At 56.6% G+C, this 16,780-nt stretch carries 24 protein-coding genes; all 24 read left to right on the top strand.

Going from position 1 to position 16,780, the window contains the following annotated elements:
• The first annotated feature begins 25 nt into the window (after positions 1-25).
• The 24 genes from WMQ00_RS09105 (at position 26) to WMQ00_RS08990 (ending at position 16,776) form a co-directional block, all read left to right on the top strand.
• A complete protein-coding gene (locus WMQ00_RS09105) occupies positions 26-298 on the top strand; it encodes a hypothetical protein (RefSeq protein WP_340440939.1) in 273 nt (90 codons plus the stop codon).
• Between the two features lie 117 nt (positions 299-415).
• A complete protein-coding gene (locus WMQ00_RS09100) occupies positions 416-781 on the top strand; it encodes a hypothetical protein (protein ID WP_340440938.1) in 366 nt (121 codons plus the stop codon).
• Positions 778-948 (top strand): hypothetical protein, encoded by a 171-nt coding sequence (locus tag WMQ00_RS09095; protein ID WP_302258293.1) that lies wholly within the window; start codon positions 778-780, stop codon positions 946-948. Before WMQ00_RS09100 ends, WMQ00_RS09095 begins: the two co-directional genes overlap by 4 nt.
• The gene (locus tag WMQ00_RS09090; RefSeq protein ID WP_340440937.1) at positions 945-1,343 is read left to right on the top strand and encodes a hypothetical protein; all 399 of its coding nucleotides are present in this window, start codon (positions 945-947) and stop codon (positions 1,341-1,343) included. The genes WMQ00_RS09095 and WMQ00_RS09090 overlap by 4 nt, the downstream gene beginning before the upstream one ends.
• Positions 1,336-1,665 carry a hypothetical protein gene (locus WMQ00_RS09085; RefSeq protein ID WP_340440936.1) on the top strand — a complete coding sequence of 110 codons (330 nt, stop codon included), beginning with the start codon at positions 1,336-1,338 and terminating at the stop codon, positions 1,663-1,665. The genes WMQ00_RS09090 and WMQ00_RS09085 overlap by 8 nt, the downstream gene beginning before the upstream one ends.
• Entirely contained in the window at positions 1,658-1,960 is a 303-nt protein-coding gene (locus WMQ00_RS09080) for a hypothetical protein (protein ID WP_340440935.1), read from the top strand. Before WMQ00_RS09085 ends, WMQ00_RS09080 begins: the two co-directional genes overlap by 8 nt.
• Positions 1,957-2,313, top strand: a complete 357-nt coding sequence (locus WMQ00_RS09075) for a hypothetical protein (protein ID WP_340440934.1) — start codon at positions 1,957-1,959, stop codon at positions 2,311-2,313. Before WMQ00_RS09080 ends, WMQ00_RS09075 begins: the two co-directional genes overlap by 4 nt.
• 271 nt (positions 2,314-2,584) lie before the next feature.
• Positions 2,585-3,019: a hypothetical protein gene (locus tag WMQ00_RS09070; RefSeq protein WP_340440933.1), complete on the top strand. Its 435-nt coding sequence runs from the start codon at positions 2,585-2,587 to the stop codon at positions 3,017-3,019.
• Positions 3,020-3,053: 34 nt separating this feature from the next.
• A complete protein-coding gene (locus tag WMQ00_RS09065) occupies positions 3,054-3,560 on the top strand; it encodes a hypothetical protein (RefSeq protein WP_340440932.1) in 507 nt (168 codons plus the stop codon).
• A 31-nt stretch (positions 3,561-3,591) separates the two neighbouring features.
• The gene (locus WMQ00_RS09060) at positions 3,592-4,887 is read left to right on the top strand and encodes a DNA methyltransferase (protein WP_340440931.1); all 1,296 of its coding nucleotides are present in this window, start codon (positions 3,592-3,594) and stop codon (positions 4,885-4,887) included.
• A 55-nt stretch (positions 4,888-4,942) separates the two neighbouring features.
• Positions 4,943-5,587, top strand: coding sequence for a ParB/RepB/Spo0J family partition protein (locus tag WMQ00_RS09055; protein WP_340440930.1), 645 nt, complete (start codon positions 4,943-4,945; stop codon positions 5,585-5,587).
• Positions 5,588-5,741: 154 nt separating this feature from the next.
• A complete protein-coding gene (gene nrdF / locus WMQ00_RS09050; protein WP_340440929.1) occupies positions 5,742-6,743 on the top strand; it encodes a class 1b ribonucleoside-diphosphate reductase subunit beta in 1,002 nt (333 codons plus the stop codon).
• Complete coding sequence (locus WMQ00_RS09045) at positions 6,737-6,955, top strand: DUF3310 domain-containing protein (RefSeq protein WP_340440928.1); 219 nt, start codon at positions 6,737-6,739, stop codon at positions 6,953-6,955. The genes nrdF and WMQ00_RS09045 overlap by 7 nt, the downstream gene beginning before the upstream one ends.
• Positions 6,956-7,241: 286 nt before the next feature.
• On the top strand, positions 7,242-7,922 hold the full coding sequence (thyX, locus tag WMQ00_RS09040; RefSeq protein WP_340440927.1) for an FAD-dependent thymidylate synthase: 681 nt from the start codon (positions 7,242-7,244) through the stop codon (positions 7,920-7,922).
• Positions 7,923-8,332: 410 nt separating this feature from the next.
• Positions 8,333-8,770, top strand: a complete 438-nt coding sequence (locus WMQ00_RS09035) for a hypothetical protein (RefSeq protein ID WP_340440926.1) — start codon at positions 8,333-8,335, stop codon at positions 8,768-8,770.
• Positions 8,757-10,028, top strand: coding sequence for a PBSX family phage terminase large subunit (locus WMQ00_RS09030; protein WP_340440925.1), 1,272 nt, complete (start codon positions 8,757-8,759; stop codon positions 10,026-10,028). Before WMQ00_RS09035 ends, WMQ00_RS09030 begins: the two co-directional genes overlap by 14 nt.
• Positions 10,029-10,547: 519 nt before the next feature.
• Positions 10,548-12,140, top strand: a complete 1,593-nt coding sequence (locus WMQ00_RS09025) for a phage portal protein (protein ID WP_340440924.1) — start codon at positions 10,548-10,550, stop codon at positions 12,138-12,140.
• Positions 12,141-12,192: 52 nt separating this feature from the next.
• On the top strand, positions 12,193-13,230 hold the full coding sequence (locus WMQ00_RS09020; RefSeq protein ID WP_340440923.1) for a phage minor capsid protein: 1,038 nt from the start codon (positions 12,193-12,195) through the stop codon (positions 13,228-13,230).
• A gap of 74 nt (positions 13,231-13,304) precedes the next feature.
• Positions 13,305-14,030 carry a hypothetical protein gene (locus WMQ00_RS09015; protein WP_340440922.1) on the top strand — a complete coding sequence of 242 codons (726 nt, stop codon included), beginning with the start codon at positions 13,305-13,307 and terminating at the stop codon, positions 14,028-14,030.
• 9 nt (positions 14,031-14,039) lie between these two features.
• Positions 14,040-14,951, top strand: a complete 912-nt coding sequence (locus WMQ00_RS09010) for a phage capsid protein (protein ID WP_340440921.1) — start codon at positions 14,040-14,042, stop codon at positions 14,949-14,951.
• A 200-nt stretch (positions 14,952-15,151) separates the two neighbouring features.
• A complete protein-coding gene (locus WMQ00_RS09005) occupies positions 15,152-15,601 on the top strand; it encodes a hypothetical protein (protein ID WP_340440920.1) in 450 nt (149 codons plus the stop codon).
• Between the two features lie 21 nt (positions 15,602-15,622).
• On the top strand, positions 15,623-15,958 hold the full coding sequence (locus tag WMQ00_RS09000; RefSeq protein WP_340440919.1) for a hypothetical protein: 336 nt from the start codon (positions 15,623-15,625) through the stop codon (positions 15,956-15,958).
• Positions 15,955-16,305 carry a hypothetical protein gene (locus WMQ00_RS08995; RefSeq protein WP_340440918.1) on the top strand — a complete coding sequence of 117 codons (351 nt, stop codon included), beginning with the start codon at positions 15,955-15,957 and terminating at the stop codon, positions 16,303-16,305. The genes WMQ00_RS09000 and WMQ00_RS08995 overlap by 4 nt, the downstream gene beginning before the upstream one ends.
• Positions 16,306-16,776, top strand: a complete 471-nt coding sequence (locus WMQ00_RS08990) for a phage tail terminator protein (RefSeq protein WP_340440917.1) — start codon at positions 16,306-16,308, stop codon at positions 16,774-16,776.
• Positions 16,777-16,780: the final 4 nt, after the last annotated feature.

Genomic DNA, 16,780 nt, shown 5'->3' with positions numbered 1-16,780 from the left:
GCAAGCCCACTAGAAAGGAAACACCATGAGCAACCCAACCTACGCACCCACCGCCCCCTACACCGGCGAATACACCATCCAACCAAGCTACAAAATCACCGACCAAGGAACCGTACCCGCCACCGACTCCCGAACACTAATCAACAAAGACGGAAACATCGTCGGATACGCCTGGCACAACGCCCCGCGCCACACCGCCCACATCACCAGGATCACCGCTGAGGGAGAGTACAGGATCTCCCCCGTGCCCTGCGACACGGAAGAAGAACTGGATGAAGTAATCCGCGAGGTATTTTAACCCAACATCAGCCCGACTAGCAGGCACCGGGGTTCAAGCCCCCGGATGGGCACAAAGCCAACTGCAATTGGCTACCATCCCGCCGCGTCACTCAGCGGCAACCAGAAAGGAAACGCCATGACCCAACCAACCCGCCAAGAAATCATCCGAGCGTATAAGACGCTTAATGACCTCAGAATCTTCCTAAACGCTAAGGGAGATCTTGACTCTGACACCATTAAATACACCATGAGCGTCATTGAAAAGGCCCTCCTACCTAAACCGCCTGAAACTATGGCCGACATTGAATGGGACGATGACCTGCACTATCTCGCGGAGGCAGAACACCCCGACTACGGGAAAGTAATCATGCTGGGCTTAGAGATGCACGGCCTAATTGATTTCTTCACCTCCTCTGACCACACGAAAAGATGCCTCGCGGTCGAACGAGAAACCCTTACCCCGACTGGTAAGCGCTACATACTCACGGAGGTGGAGGAATGAGCACTGATTACGACCGGCTGCGCGCTGGTGTGGAGCAGTTGCGGGAAATGTGCCTACTGGAGCGCGATGCCGCATTCCAGGACACGCCTGTGCGCGCAGGCGCAGTCGTCGCTTTCGGCTACTGCGCCGAACAGCTCACCAACCTATTAGACGGAGACCACCAATGACTGACCTCACCACCACCCACCTGAAACACCTACTTGATCAATCCACACCGGGGCTGTGGAAGTTCGACGAAAAGCAAGAATGGGAGTATGTAGCAGGGCCGGGGTATCCCCCTATGCTTACCTACGACGAGCACATCGTGGAGGACGGCGACGGGAAGTTCCTGTTTGGTCTTGGCAATGACAAGACTCTTGTAGAGTGCCCCGGTAACCTGCGACTCGCAGCCCTAGCCCCACAACTCGCACAAGAAGTAATCAACCTACGCGACGCGCTCGGATACCTCGTAGAAGAAACACGCCTCGCCGCCGAAAATAGCCAGGATGTAATAGTCCAAAAGAGAGTAGCCGATGCCATAAAAACCACCGTCGCAAAAATCCAAGGAGACCACGATGAGTAATGTTCACCAGTCCGCAAATGCCATCGCTCTCGGCCTCCGAGCTGGACAAAACCCCACAGAAATTGCCGAATTTCTACAAGAATTAGACCTACTCGCGCCAGAGCAAAAAGCCCCACACCCTAATCCACCTATAGACGTACATAAACCAGCATGGGAAGTTCCAGAGCTTCCTGATAAATGGGTATCCGCATTCATCAATAAGGTCTGGATAACAGATAGTCACGGGTGGGGAAAATCAATGACCACCGACCAAGCCCGCAACCTCGCCCACGCTCTATTTGCAGCAGCCGACTATTCAGAAAAAGGAGCGTCGAATGGATAACACGGCTAAGGCAGCGAAAGTAATCGACCGTCACGGCTTTGACCCTTGCCGAGAGCCGGAATGCATTGCACAAGACCTTGCAGACGCGGGCCTAATAGCGCCGGAACTGCCAGAGCCGGATGTACGCGACATGATCGACTGGTGGACCAGACTAGCGAGTGTGCTGTTGGATGAAGACGGCGAACGAATATCAATCATCTTCGATAATCACTGGGTTAATGCACCAAGCCCCGGCCATGTCCGCGAACTCGCCCTAGCCCTACTAGCAGCAGCTAATTACTTGGAGGAAGCATGAGACGCTGGCGAGTCTACAAAGACAGTGAGGATGAGGGATGGCGATGGGCTCAATGGGTAGCGATACCCACCCGCGAGAATTGGGGGGAGGAACTTCAAATCCACCGCTTTTCTGAATGGCACATGGCTATGGAATACGCCACCCATCAAGCCCAACAATCCCCGAACATCATCACCATCAAAGACCCCAGTGGCGAATTCTGCGACCTAACCGCTAAAGCCAACAACCGCTACAACGACCAACACTTTATCCACCTCAAAGCAGGCGACGATACTTTTATCCTCGCGCCCCACGAATGGAAACCACTAGCACGCTTCCTACTCACGGAAGCATACCGCCCGGAGGAAGCATGAGCGTAATCATTATCGCTGGGGCGTGCGCAGCCCTACTTACTCGCTTAGCTGAGCACTAGCCAGAGACCGTATAAGCGCCTGCAAGCGCCCCATATCATCGGAAAGGAAACGCCACAGTGGACACCCCAAACCTCTACACCGTATCGCCCGGCCTCACCTTTATACCCACCGGAAAACACCCCACCGGCACACTCACCGGAGACTTCTACCTAAACGGCAAACGCCTCACCCACGGCGCATACCGACCCGACATTAACGAGGTGTACATAACGTGCGGCGAATAGTGTACCCGGCTAAGCAGTACGGCCCCACAGAAATCAACAACCTGCACAAGAAACACCGGGCCTTTAACCGCCTCAGCGCTGACCCAGACGTGGCCGAAAAAGTAGATACCAGCATCTGGTTTCACCCCTACCACCTAGACTTCATTGAGCGTCTAGCTGAGCACAGGGGCGTATCCATAAACGCGATGATGATTGAGCTGCTTACGTGGGGCATGTCCACGAATGTGCCCCCGACTGTTTCTCACGGGTTGGTGGTGGGAAATGCGGAGGGGTGTACATGTAGGAGAGTCCGCATCCCGCAAAAGGTGTTGCAGCACCTACGCTGGCTGGCATACGAGCATGACACGACCATGAGCTACATCATGTCGGTGTATGTGGCCTCCTACATGGTGAAGGTTCAGGCAGCTAAACAATCAGCCTGACTGCCATAAGAGAACTCATGGAAAGATTAGACACATGAAACCCCGAACCCGCCGTCCTCGTAAAGCCTCCCCTGCGCAACGCGAAGAAGCCCTACGACGCCGCCTAGAAGATCGCAACGCCGAGATGGAGGATCGGTACTACTCGGAGCAGCAAAAGTGGGTACAGCGACTAAATACAGCCACAACACGAGCCGATAAAGACGAAGCCGTGGCGCGCCTCCATGAGCTGAATGAATGGTTTAACCATATCCGCACTCGCCGCTCGCAGGCTGAGCTTGAAGCTAACCTCCGCCGCGCAGCCCGTAATGAGGAAGCCGCAAAGAAGTGGCAGGCGATCCTTGCCCGCGAGAGGAAGCAGTACGAGCGCGAACTACGCGAAATAGCCCGTGAAGAACGTCGCGTGAACCGGGAAGCATCCCAGGTGGCCACCTCGGCTATGCGGAACCCGTATAAGACGTGGGATCGCAGGGATGAGCGGCAGTATCAAACCCACGGCGTGAGGAACCCAAGGGCAAAGCGGGAGCCACTTAAGGAGAACTGACCGCCCGGCGGGGTGGGTAGCTTTCTGAGCCATGACAACAAAAGACACAGCCAACATCGGGGAGCACCAAACCGTCCCACTCCTCGACCTCAACCACTACTCCAAGAACCCACGCCGGGGCGACGTACAGGCCATTAAAGGCAGCATCGTCGCCAACGGAATCTTCCGCCCCGTAATCGTCAATAAGGGCACCTACACCGACAAGCCGAACGAGATTCTGGCCGGTAACCACACCGTGAAAGCAATCCGCGAGCTTGCCGAGGAAAACCCAGACGATCGCCGCTGGCAGCAAGTAGAGGTTTGGATGGTTGACGTTGACGCAGAGCGCGCCGCCCGCATCGTCCTAGCAGACAACCGCACCGCCGACCTCGGCTCATACGACAACGAGGAGCTGCTGGGGTTACTGAACATGATGGACGGCGACCTCGACGGCACAGGATACGACGAAGAATACCTAGACAGCCTGGAAGAAATAGTCGAACTAGAAAACTCCACCCAAGATCCCAACGATGAAGATGCTGAACCGGAAGCTCCCCCGGCTAACCCAATCTCAAAAACAGGCGACGTGTGGGTTCTTGGCCCTCATAAACTTCTCGTCGGAGATGCTACTGACGTTTATGCAGTAAAAGACATGATGAGCGACGATCGAGCGGACTGCATTTGGACAGATCCGCCATACGGAGTGAACTACGTCGGCAAGACCAAAGATGCGCTCACCATTCAGAATGACGAGACCACCGATCTTCCAGACCTACTTATGGCTTCGTTTAATTGTGCTGTGGAAGTGTCGAAGCCAGGCGCACCCATCTATGTCGCCCATGCCGATACTGAAAGAGTCACTTTTGAGGGGGCGATGATTGAAGCGAACATCATCGTTCGACAAAATCTGATCTGGGCTAAAAATACTATCGCCTTGGGACGTAGTGATTATCACTACAAGCATGAACCCATCCTGTATGGATTCACCCCAGGAGGCGAGGGACGACTGGGACGAGGTGGTGACAGGTGGTATGGCGATGATAGTCAATCCACCGTGTTTAACTTTGACAAGCCAAGCCGAAACGCAGACCACCCAACCATGAAGCCCCCAGAGCTGATTGTGGCGATGCTCAACAATTCACTGCCCCGTGGAGGGATAGTCCTAGACCTATTCGGTGGATCTGGCTCTACGATGGTGGCCGCACACCAGCATGGTTCAAAGGCTCGACTTGTTGAACTAGACCCTAAATACGCTGACGTTATTTGCCGTCGATTCCAGAAACTTACAGGAACGCTCCCCAAGCGGAATGGCAAAGAATACGATTTCTGCTCCGACGATGAACAATAACCGCCACTCAGATCGCTAATCTGACCGCACCGGCTCATGCCGCACACTACCCGGCATGAGCACAACGCAACCAGCACACAACCACATCACCGGCGAGCTGCAACACCTACCCATCGAGCAGCTCCACAACTACGCCCGCAACCCCCGCAAGGGCAACATTCCCGCAATCAAGAAAAGCCTCCACCAGCACGGCCTATTCAAACCCCTCCTCGTGAATACTGGGGCACAAACAGGGGAAGAATGGGCCGTCCTCGCCGGTAATCACACCCTCGCCGCGATGCGGGAACTCAACCAGGAAGCGCAAGACGCGGGACTACAGCCCCCGCACCCAATGGTGCCGTGCTACATCGTAGACGTAGACGAAGCCCAGGCCGCTGAGATTGTCCTCGTAGACAACAAAACCTCAGACGAGGCCACCTACAACAACGAAGCCCTGGCAGACCTCCTCGACTGGCTCCCAGACCTCACCGCCACCGGCTACGAACAAGCCGACCTAGATGCTCTCCTCGACGGGCTGAACACCACTGAGGAACTACCCGACGAGGACACGCCGGAAGAAACACCCTACGCGGACTTCATCACTGTTCGACTGCAACTACCCCCACACCTCGCACAGCAATGGCTGGCGCACAGCATGGCATTCGACAGTGCTGAGGAAGCCCTAGAGCACCTACTAGACCACGGCCCCACCACGGAATGAGGAGCCGCACCGCGTGGTGCGTAGCGGAAGAAACCCGCCCCGGCCAGTTCATCATCCTGTCTGAGCACCAGACGATTAAGCAGGCACGCGGGACGCTACCCCACCACAAAGCAGGCGGGGCCACCAGCCCGAAAATCATTAAGCGCACAACCACATGGGAGGTAATACCGTGACACTCACAACCCCAAACCATGCCACACCACAAGACACCATCGACGCGATTAACTGGAATACTATTGGTGACCAGGTAGACAAGGACGTGTGGGACAGGCTGACCAGTAACTTCTGGCTTCCAGAAAAGGTGCCCGTATCGAACGATATTCCCGCGTGGAAGCTCATGGACGAAGCGGAGCACTGGGCCACCATGCAAGTATTCACCGGCCTCACCATGCTCGACACCATGCAAGGCACTGTGGGTGCGCTGAGCCTCATGCCGGATGCAACAACCCCGCATGAGGAAGCCGTGTACACCAACATAGCTTTCATGGAGTCCGTACACGCTAAGTCCTATTCCAATATCTTTATGACGCTGGCAGACACCCCAACGATTAATAAAGCATTCAACTGGGGTCGTCAGAATGAGCACCTACAGTACAAAGCGCACCGCGTACTGGACTTCTACAAGCGCGGCGGCGCCAACATGCGCAAGGCTGCATCCACCCTCCTAGAATCCTTTTTGTTCTACAGCGGCTTCTACCTTCCGCTACGTATGGCGGCGCACTCTAAGCTCACTAACACCGCTGACATCATCCGCCTAATCATCCGTGATGAAGCCGTCCACGGCTACTACATCGGATACAAGTATCAGCAAGCCGTGAAGCAGTTACCAGAAGCTGAGCAAGCTGAGCTACAAAGCGAAGTGGTAGACCTCCTCCTAGACCTCATGGACAACGAGGAACACTACACACGCGAACTCTACGACCCGCTGGGCTGGACTGAGGACGTGCTTGCATTCCTCCGCTACAACGCCAACAAGGCGCTCAACAACCTGGGGTACGACGCTATTTACCCGTCTGACATGTGCCAGTTCAATCCTGCCGTGATGACCTCCCTCAACCCGGGGGCAGATGAGAACCATGATTTCTTCTCCGGCTCCGGCTCCTCCTACGTGATCGGTACCGCTGAGGACACCACCGACGAGGACTGGGCGTGGTAGCCGTGAACGCCATCAACCCCCAGCACTACCAAGGATTCAGCAACGGGGCACAACCCATCGACATTGCCGAACACGTGGGCTTCAATCTCGGCAACGTTATCAAATACAGCGCCCGCGCAGGCCGCAAAGACAACCGCCTACAAGACCTCCACAAAGCCCTCTACTACCTCCAACGCGAAATCCAACGAGAAGAAAGCAAACCACGACCGTGAAACAACTACGCCAACACTGGCCCTACATGCGAACAGTAGACAAAGCCCTAATCATTGTCCTTGGGGCAACCGCCCTACTCACCCTGATACTCCTCATAATCGACCCATCGTTTGAGGGGTTAGGGGCCACCATCAGCACTATCGCTATCTGGTTACTCACAACTGAGCTGGAAATCAGCAGGGTTGAGGCCTACCTACTCCGCCGAACAGTCACATCGCTACTTAGGCAAAAGTACACCCACCCCGAAAACTGGTAGCGCCCACACAGAAAGGGAAACACCACACCATGACCAACATCGTCACCCCACAAGTCCACCTGCTTGCTCATACCAAGATTGATGAGAAAGCAATCAGTGAGTGGATGGGCATTCAGGACGCATCCACCGACGCGGAAACCTTGCTCACGATGGCCGGGCGGAACTGTTACCGGAGCTTCCACCGCCCTAATGAAGCAACCTATGACGATGCGGACTACCTACGCCGCACACTAGGCGACCAAGGCCACTGGTCGATTGCCGAGCACGCCACCGCCACGTTGTACTTCACCGGCGTGTCCCGCGCATTCCTCACCGAGTTAACCCGCCACCGCCACCTGTCATTCAGTGTCGAATCCCAGCGCTTCATCAACGCAAACGACGCAAACATAGTCCTCCCGCCAGCGGTGCGAAACATCCCTGGGCTACAGGAGGATTGCCGCATCTCCGCCGAAGCAGCAATCTATGACTACGTCATCATTAAGAGCGGCCTTGACCACCTGCCGAAGAAGCAACGCAACGAAGCAGCACGCGGCATCCTCCCAAACTGTGTAGAGACCCGCATGGTAGTCACCGGAAACCTCCGCGCCTGGCATGAGGTAATCCAGCGACGTACTCAGCCCGATGCCGACGCTGAAATGCAGGAAGTCATGCGACTAGCCAAAGACCAGCTGCACACCGTATCGCCCACCATCTTCCCCCAGGACAACTAACCACCTGACCGCAGCGCCACACCCACAACAATCACCACCATGACGCTGCAACACAACCAAACCGCCCTAATCCAAGCCCCCTACATGAAAGAAACCCACATACTAGGAGACTGGGCACAACACGCCGACAAGGCAGTAAAACACCTCGCCGCAACCGGCAAACCATTCACAACCGACGACATCCGCCAACACATCCCCGACGGCCTCACACCCAAGCACAACAACGCTTGGGGAGGCCTCCTAATCGCCTGGCGGAAACGAGGAGTGATACGGCCAGTCGGCTACCACCAGTCCCGACACACGCCACGCCACGGTGGACTGCAACGCATCTGGCAAGGAACCAAGTCCAAATAATAGGGCACCTTTCGCTTAGACCACTGCCCCCAGCTATAAAACCCAAAGGAGACAACATGCCACCACGTAGAGGAATGACCCCCAAACGCGCCGAACGAGCCGCCAAAGTAGTCGCCCTCCACGATGGCGGAGCCACCTTTGAAGTAATCGCCAAGCAGCTAGGAATCAGCAGAACCCAAGCCCGCCTCGACTACGACAAAGCAATGGACGAGGCGAAACCCGACGCGGCCCGAACCGTGTTCGCTAAACTTGACCGCCGCTACAATCGTCTCCACGCCGCCTACTGGAAGAAAGCGTTGGAGGGTGACATTAAAGCAGCACGGCTGATTATTGATGTGAATACTAAGCTCGCAGCCTTGTGGGGTGTTGAGGGTGCAATCAAGCTGGACGTTGAGGTTACTGGCGGTGAAGAGTTCTCCTCCATGATTACTAACATTCGCCAGACGATTGCGGCTGAGGCTGAGGTGGCGGATGGGGACGATGACCTCGCCTAGCTTCCGGCTGAGCCGTAAACAGATCACGGCGATTGGGAAGTCCACCCACGCGCTGAACGTGTGGTACGGTTCCGTCTCCTCGGGTAAAACCTTGGCGTGGCTGATTATGATGCTGGCTGAGATTAAGCAGGCAGGCCAGCACGGGGCTATTGTCATTGCGGGCAAGACGCTGGATACGGTGTACCAGAATATCTTTTACCCGCTTATGACTGAGCCTATCTTCGCAACAGCGGCCCCGTATATTCACTACACGCGCCGCAACCCCACAGCTAAGATATTCGGGCGTGAAGTCATGGTCATTGGCGTGAACGACAAGGGCGCTGAGGGACGCATCCGTGGTGGCACGTTCCAGCTCCTGTTCTATGACGAGTTGACACTATGCCCGCAGAATGTGTGGGAGATGCTGTGGTCTCGTATGCGCGCTACTGGCAACCCCAAGCCCCCTCGGGTGTTTGCTACTACCAACCCCGCAACCCCAGCGCACTTCCTCAAGACGGACTACATTGATAAACCAGTCCAGACTGACACGTATGCTGAGCTCTTTACGATGGAGGACAACCCGGGCCTCACTCGTGAATACATTGAGCGCATGTACGCCTCCTACAGTGGACTGTTCTACCGGCGCATGATTCAAGGCGAGTGGGTGTCTGCCGAGGGGGCCGTGTTTGAGTCGTGGGATCCGGACGTGATGGTTACGCCACGCGCTGAGGGTACTGTTCTGGCGGTGGGTGTCGACTACGGTACGAATCACCCCACCGCAGGCTATGCTCTCACCGTCACCGATGATGGTTTACAACTCTCGCATGAATGGTCACCACAGACGAACGGGATGGGTGGCCGTACACGCCTTACCGATATGGAGCTGGCGGACAGTCTGGAAGAGTGGTTAGGCGAGCTTCCTAACCAACCCAAGGCCATCTATCTTGACCCTGCCGCCGCATCATTCAAAGAGGAACTACACCGCCGCCGCCTTACCGTCGCCGCCGCGAAGAACAAAGTTGTGGACGGTATCCGCACCCTAGACTCCCTATTCACCAACGGGGTTCTAACCGTCGCTGAGGATTGTCCCCGCCTGATTAATGAGATTCCTGGCTATAGGTGGGATCCGAAAGCAACGGAGCGGGGCAACGATGCTCCTATTAAGGAAGAGGACGATCACGTCGACGCGGCTCGCTATTGCACATTTTCTTCCCGCCAGTTCTGGATACGTCACGTTGAAGCGATGCGTGACCGCACATCGGCTGGCCCCATAATGTGACCCGCAGGCAATAACACCCCACTGCCGTTTGGCTTCACGTGGTTGTGTTGTAGTCAGTAAGTTTCCTATACCACCCGCGCTTATGCTCGCCGATTCTCAGTACGTGGGAGCCAATGTGGTGCCGCTGGGGAAACCGCCCGCGCCGGAGGGTTGTCACTACAAAGGCGCTCGGGCTTCCCAGTGGTTGCGCATGTGTTGTGCTGAGACTCGGTTGGGTGGTATTCCGCTTAGCACTGGCGGTTGATGGATACTGCGGCATCAGCAATAGGGGGTGTTGTTGTCTGCACCCCACAGGGGTTATCTTGCGGGCTGATACGGCAGGTGCTGGATATTGTGGAGGGGTTTGCAATCCGTATGGTTGCACCTTTCGGAAGTAGTTAAAGAATCACCCTAAAGGTGCCGTATCTTCGCCGCACACGGTTCACGACCGGGATAACCCGCTCAGCTGACCGCCCTCACAGCAGGGCGACACTAAGCGCATCACTCGGCCACAATAAACCCAGGGAGAAGCACAAGCACATGAGCATGCCCGAACCTAAATCATCCTGGCCGCCAAAGGAATACGAGGCGGCTATTGAATCCATCCGCCGCGACGATGCGCTACTCAACGGCCAGTTGGATGTGATTAACCAACGCCGCGCTCGCCAGTACGGGCCGGAACCTTACCAGCATCGTTCGCAGTATAACGGTGGAATTGTGGGTAAAACCTCCCGCGCTTTCCTTGGCCGACCCCCAGCAGATAGGGCTAAGTCTCACCTGGTTACCCACCACCTGCCGGTAGCTGAGGAGCTAACCACCGCCCTTGCTGACTACATGGCGGGTAAACCACCGCAGGCTGAACTAGCCGCCGAGGATGCGGACAACACCCAGGCGGCGGAGGCGCTGAACCGCCTCGTGACTTCCGACGAGTTCGCCGCCCAATGGTGGAACGCTGTGTACAGTGCAGGCTCACTGGGTTGGGTGTTTGGCCGTGTGGTGTGGAATCAGAATGTTCAGCCGCACCCGTGGATTGAATGGGTCGATGCCGATAATGGCATGTGCCAGTTTGAGAATGGGCGTCAATCCTCCATCCTGTTCTGGGACACCTACAAGGAGGATAAGGGCGATACTGTGTTCCGCCTTTTCCAGGAGCACACCCCAGGCCAGATTGAATACCAACTGTATAAAGGCTCCGAGGATAATGTTGGCTTCGCTGTAGACTTCAGCCAGCATGAGTGCGCTAAGCACCTCATGGAGATTGAGGGACTACAGGACGGCACTATCCTCAAGACTGGTGCGGAGTCCCCAACCGCCCACATGCTGGCGAACTACCACCCCAAGCGGCAGTGGCGACACGACACTCTGTTGCGCTACTACTCCACATCGGATGTGGCACGTGGTGCCCAGATCTTTGAGGACATTGACCACAACTGGTCTCAGCTCCAGCATGAGGTGGAAGCGGCCCGTGGTCGCCTATTCGTAGACGAGCAACTACTCGACACGGAAGGGCCGGGACGTGGTGAGTTCTTTGACTTCATGCGTGACGTGTTTAAGACTCGCCCGAGTATCACGGCTGAGGAAAAGCCCACGTTTGAGCAGGTGCAGTTTGATATGCGCGTGGAGCAGTACCTGACGCTTATCGACTCGGATATTCGTAAGGCCGTGTCGGCGCTTGGCTTGTCACCGTTCACGGTTGATATGGATCCGCAGGCGTCGGGTGATATGACCGCGACGGAGACCCGCGCCCGCACTAAGCGGACACGTGCCACGGCGGCTACCAAGTCTCGTATGGAGCGTGCTCACTTGTCGGCTATCATCACCGCCTATCTTGAGCTGGACGCTGACTTGAACGGGTATGCTCCGCCAACCCAGCCGGTGCTGGTGTCCTTGCCTGACCAGATTGAGGTCAATGAGAACGAGCTAATCAACGCGGCCTCGCAGTCGTATGCGGCTGGCATCATGTCGTTGGAGACCGCTGTGCGTAAGCAGCACCCCGAGTGGACTCCTGAACAGGTCGAGGAGGAGGTTCAGAAGATTAGGGAAGATGAACGCTCCCGTAACGCTTTCGACCCGCTGGCGTTAGCTCCGGGCGACGAGGCGTTTAGTACTGGTGATGATGGTGGCGAATCCTAAACAGACTGCGGTGGATGCTCAGCGTCTCGTTGAATTGTACGAGGAGACTGAGATGTTTCTTCTCGTTGCGGTTCGGGATGCTGTGCAGGCCTCACTGTCGTCATCTGACCCGGTAGCGCGGCAGCGGGAGCTGAATAGGCTACTAGATAAGGCGCAGGCCCGCCTCAATCGTGTCGGCAGGCTAATAGGCGACCAGGCTGAACTGGTGGCGTTGGGGGAGTACGTGACGGCAATTGAGGACGTGTTTGAGGAGGTGGCGAAAACCCCGCCCGAGGTTACCGCCTCGATTGTCGCATCCTCCGCCGCTGGCGAGACCGTGGAGGCGCTGCGCTCTCAGCATATTATGGTTGCCCGGCAGGTTCGTGACGTGTACCAGCAAGTAACCGCCACCACCATTATGGCGGCCGAGGTAGGAACCGAATCGCACGTCAAAGCGATGCAGTCCGCCCTGAACAGGTTTGCCGACAAAGGCATAACCAGCTTCGTGGACAAGGCTGGCCGTAAATGGTCAATGGACGTGTACACCGATATGGCTGTGCGCACCATGCGCAACAACGTGAAGCAGCAGGGGCACCTTGACGGGTACCGTTCGGCTGGGGTTGAGCTTGTGCGGGCTTCGTGGCACCCGGCCTCAGCACCCCAGTGCTTCCCGTACCAGAATCAACTGTTGGCTATCACGGGTGATGCGGGGCCGCGTGTAATGACTGACCCGGCTACTGGCGAAACAATCACGGTTGAGGTGAAAGAGCGGCTGGATAAAGCAATCGCTAATGGATATCACCACTGTAACTGCAAGCACAGAGATTCTGCCTACACCCCCGGCGACCCAACACCCACCGCACCCCAGGCGAGTGAGGAAGAGAACGCTCGCCAGTACGAGGCTAGTCAACGCCAACGCCAGATTGAGCGGAACATCCGCAAGTGGAAGAAACGAGAATCAGTAGCACTAGATGATAGTGAGGCCCGGTCGGCTAAGAGTAAGGTGCGCCAGTGGCAGGCGGAGCAACGCGCCCACGTCAACTCTCATTCTTACCTGACCCGTCTACCGCACCGCGAGCAGGTGCGTACCGGTGACCGCACAGCTCGTTAGGTGATACTCCCAACCGTGGAGCGGACAGGAGCCGTCCACGACGATTCTTTTAACCGTTACGGGAGGACACCAACGTGAGCGAAGTACAAAACACGACCACCGACCAGCAGAACAACAATCCCCAGGGCGGTGGAACCGCTGAGACCCAGGAGGACCAGCAGGAAACCACCACCCACCACGAAGAAGAAACCGAACAGGCCAACGAGTCTGAGCGTGAAAACTTCGACGTGGAAAAGGAACTGAAGAAGCTGCGTAAGGAGTCGGCGGCGCGTCGTACCAGCCTACGTGACGAGGAGAAAAAGAACGCTGAGCTAACCAGCAAGTATGAATCCTTGAACTCTAAGTTTGAGGAGATGCGTGGCTTTCTCGCCAAGCTGTCTGGTGCCGAGGAGGAAGCAACCCCGGAGCAGCTAATCGAAAGCTACAAGGAGAAGCTGGAAGCTCAGCAGCAGGAGAATCGCCAGTTGCGTGAAACCACCGCGCTTAATGATGCGGTGGCTAAGGCCAAGGGCGACCCTGCCCTCACAATCCCGTATCTACGAGGTTCCAATGCTTTGGCGAACCTCGACCCGTCCGCTGAGAATTACGCGGCCCAGGTGGCCGACCTTGTTCAGGAGACGGTGGACGCTAACCCGAAGCTACGCGCCCAGGCGGCGCCCGTATCTTCCGGAAACACGTCCAACCCGACCAATAACAGTGGCCCCCGCAAGTACACCGTAGATGACCTGAACGACATGAGCGCTCAGAAAATCTACGAGCTGACTGAGAAGGGCGAACTGGAACACCTTTACAAGAAGTAGGAGACACGCATGTCTGTTGAATCCTTTATCCCTAAGCTGTGGGCACCAACCCTTGAGGTGCCTTACCAGAACTCCCTCATTTACGCCCAGCCTGGTATTGCTGACACTCGTTTCCAGCCGCTGTTGCAGAACTCCGGCGACACGGTACACATCAACTCCATTGGTGCGGCGAACATCAAGGTTCACGACCGTACCAAGGATCTTGTCTACGATGATGTGGAAACCACCGACGTCAAGCTGGTGATGGACACCGAGCGTTACTACGGCTTCCGCGTCAACGACGTTGATGCTGTACAGGCCGCTGGTGACTTCCGCTCCGCCGCAACCAACGAGCACGGCTCCGCAATGGCAAACAAGGTTGACACCGACATTGCAGCAAAGCTCAAGGACGGCGCAGGTAAGAAGATCGGCTCCACCGCCATCTTTGACGGTGCCGACTTCTACCGCCCGGACACCGACCAGATCACCGCGTGGGATGCGCTGCGCCGCATGGCCCTGGAGCTGGATAAGGTGTCCGCACCTACCGCCCAGCGTTGGGTTGTTGTCGGCCCGAACTTTGGCTCCGCACTGCTGGCTGACCGTCGTGTAACTCAGGCTCACGCCGCTGGCACTGACATTGTGGCCCGTAACGGCCTGGTTTCTTCCCTGCCTCAGCTGGGTCTGAACATCTACCAGTCGGTTAACGCTCCGGTTACCGCTGGCCGTGAAACCATCATTGCTGGTGTGCCTGGTGCTTTGGCTTACGCTTCTCAGCTCCGCACTCTTGAGGCTCTGCGTGACCCGGATCGTTTCGGTGACCTGGTTCGTGGCCTCATGGTTTCTGGCGCTGCCGTTGTTCGCCCCAAGGGCATCGTCACCTTGGAGGCTGACGTTAAGGGCGGCACTTTGGGTGGCGGTTCTACCGCAAGCCCGGCTGCCTAAGCCCTTGAATCCCGCCCCGCTGGTGGTTTGGTGATTGTCCAGTAGCACTGAACTGCCTGTGTGGGTGTTGGGGGAGGTGAGGATAATTTACTGCCCTACACGCCGTTAGGTGACCCTGCGAGGGGTGGCGTGTGGTGTGGTGGGTTATTCTCCCTCCCCTCCTTTTTGTATTTACTGACTATTCTTTTTAGGAGGGCCTGATGCGCCTGTATATGAACTACATTGACCGGACTGAGCTACTTAATGACGCGCCGGATGGTTTCTACGATGGGTTGGATGATGCCCAGCTCGACCGGATGATCAGCCTTGCTTCTGCGATTATGCGGCGTGAAACCCGTGGCGCTTTATACGCCGTTGACGAGGCTGGTATGCCGACCAATGAGCGGATTATTGACGCGTTCAAGTACGCTACTAGCGCTCAGGTTCAGGCGTGGGTGGAGGCTGATATTACCGACCAGCTGAGTACGGGCGGGGCCACGTCTGAGGCGCTGGTGGCTTCCTCGTCTAATAATGGTTCGTCGGTGACGATGGATTATTCCGAGTCTACTAAGGCACGTGAGCATCTGCTGAGTGGTGGTCTCGCGTTAGGGGCGTTGTTGCTTCTTGAAGATGCGGGCCTTACCAGTGGCAAGCCTTGGCTGGTGGTGTAGCAGATGGGACGTAATAATCGAGTGAGTGACACACTCCGCGACCTATGGTTCCGCCACGAAGTACAACTACAGGGCGAGGAGATCCGCACCATGCGGGGCACCACCTTTAAGCCGGGCGAGACTGTTAAGGCTTCCATCAATATGGAGAATCGCCGCACCCTGAACCAGCACGGGGAGGAGATAGTGGCGGCTGGCACCATCAACTGGGATGTTGACGGGCCACTACCCAAGCCGGGTGACGTGCTCACCCTACCGGAAGATTTTGGGGCTAAGACCCAGCGGGAGGTTGTGTCCGCCCGGCGTGCCTACACGGGTACTGGACTAACCCCTGACCATGTGGAGGTGACTATTGTATGAGTCTTGAGTGGAATGGTGAAAGTATTAAGAACCGTATTCAGGGTTCGACGCGGGCGGGTGTTGTCTCGGCGGCTCATGTTGTTGAGGCGGCGGCTGTGAACCTCACCCCGCTTGGTGAGACGGGTAACCTCCGCCAGTCGGCTAGTGTCATTCCGGCTGAGAAGCAGGGCCGGGAAGTTGCTGGTGGTGTGCGTTATTCGGGCCTGCCGTATATTCGTCGGCAGCATGAGGAGGTCACGTGGAACCACCCGCGAGCGGGCCAAGCTAAGTACTTGGAGACGGCTAAGAATGAGAACGCGGATAGGGTGGCCCAGATTCTTGCGAACCATATTAGGGGGGCGTTCTAGATGGGCGAGTTTCACCAGGATAACCTGCACCGGCCATCGTACCGGCAGGGTTTGGTGTATGACATTGCTGAGTATTTAGCGTCGTGTGGGGTGTGCGCATCGCCTGATGGTGACCAGCGTGCGCCGGGTGATCTTCCTGCGGTGTTTGCCTACAGGCTGGAGGATGAACCTGATAGGGCAATGGCGGTGTTCAATATTACGGTTGACGAGGAGGCGTCGGACTCTAACCCCACAGTTCGGTTCAGTCTCGTGTTCCGTGGCGCTCCCCGCGACCAGATAACACCAGTGGAGGATGCGGCCCTAGCGTACAAGCACCTCCACGACCTCACCGACGTGAAGTTGACCGCAACCAGCGGCTTTCTATCTTGTAGGCGGGTCATAAATGATCCACCACTACTGGACACCAACGATCGCTGGCACGCCGTAGACACCTACACGGCCACACTGCTGGCACCACCTACTACTCACTAGGAGC

The organism is Corynebacterium sp. KPL2825, assembly GCF_037908445.1.
Lineage (GTDB): Bacteria > Actinomycetota > Actinomycetes > Mycobacteriales > Mycobacteriaceae > Corynebacterium > Corynebacterium kefirresidentii.
The sequence above is the reverse complement of the archived record's forward strand: the minus strand, read 5'-3'. Positions and strand labels throughout refer to the sequence as shown.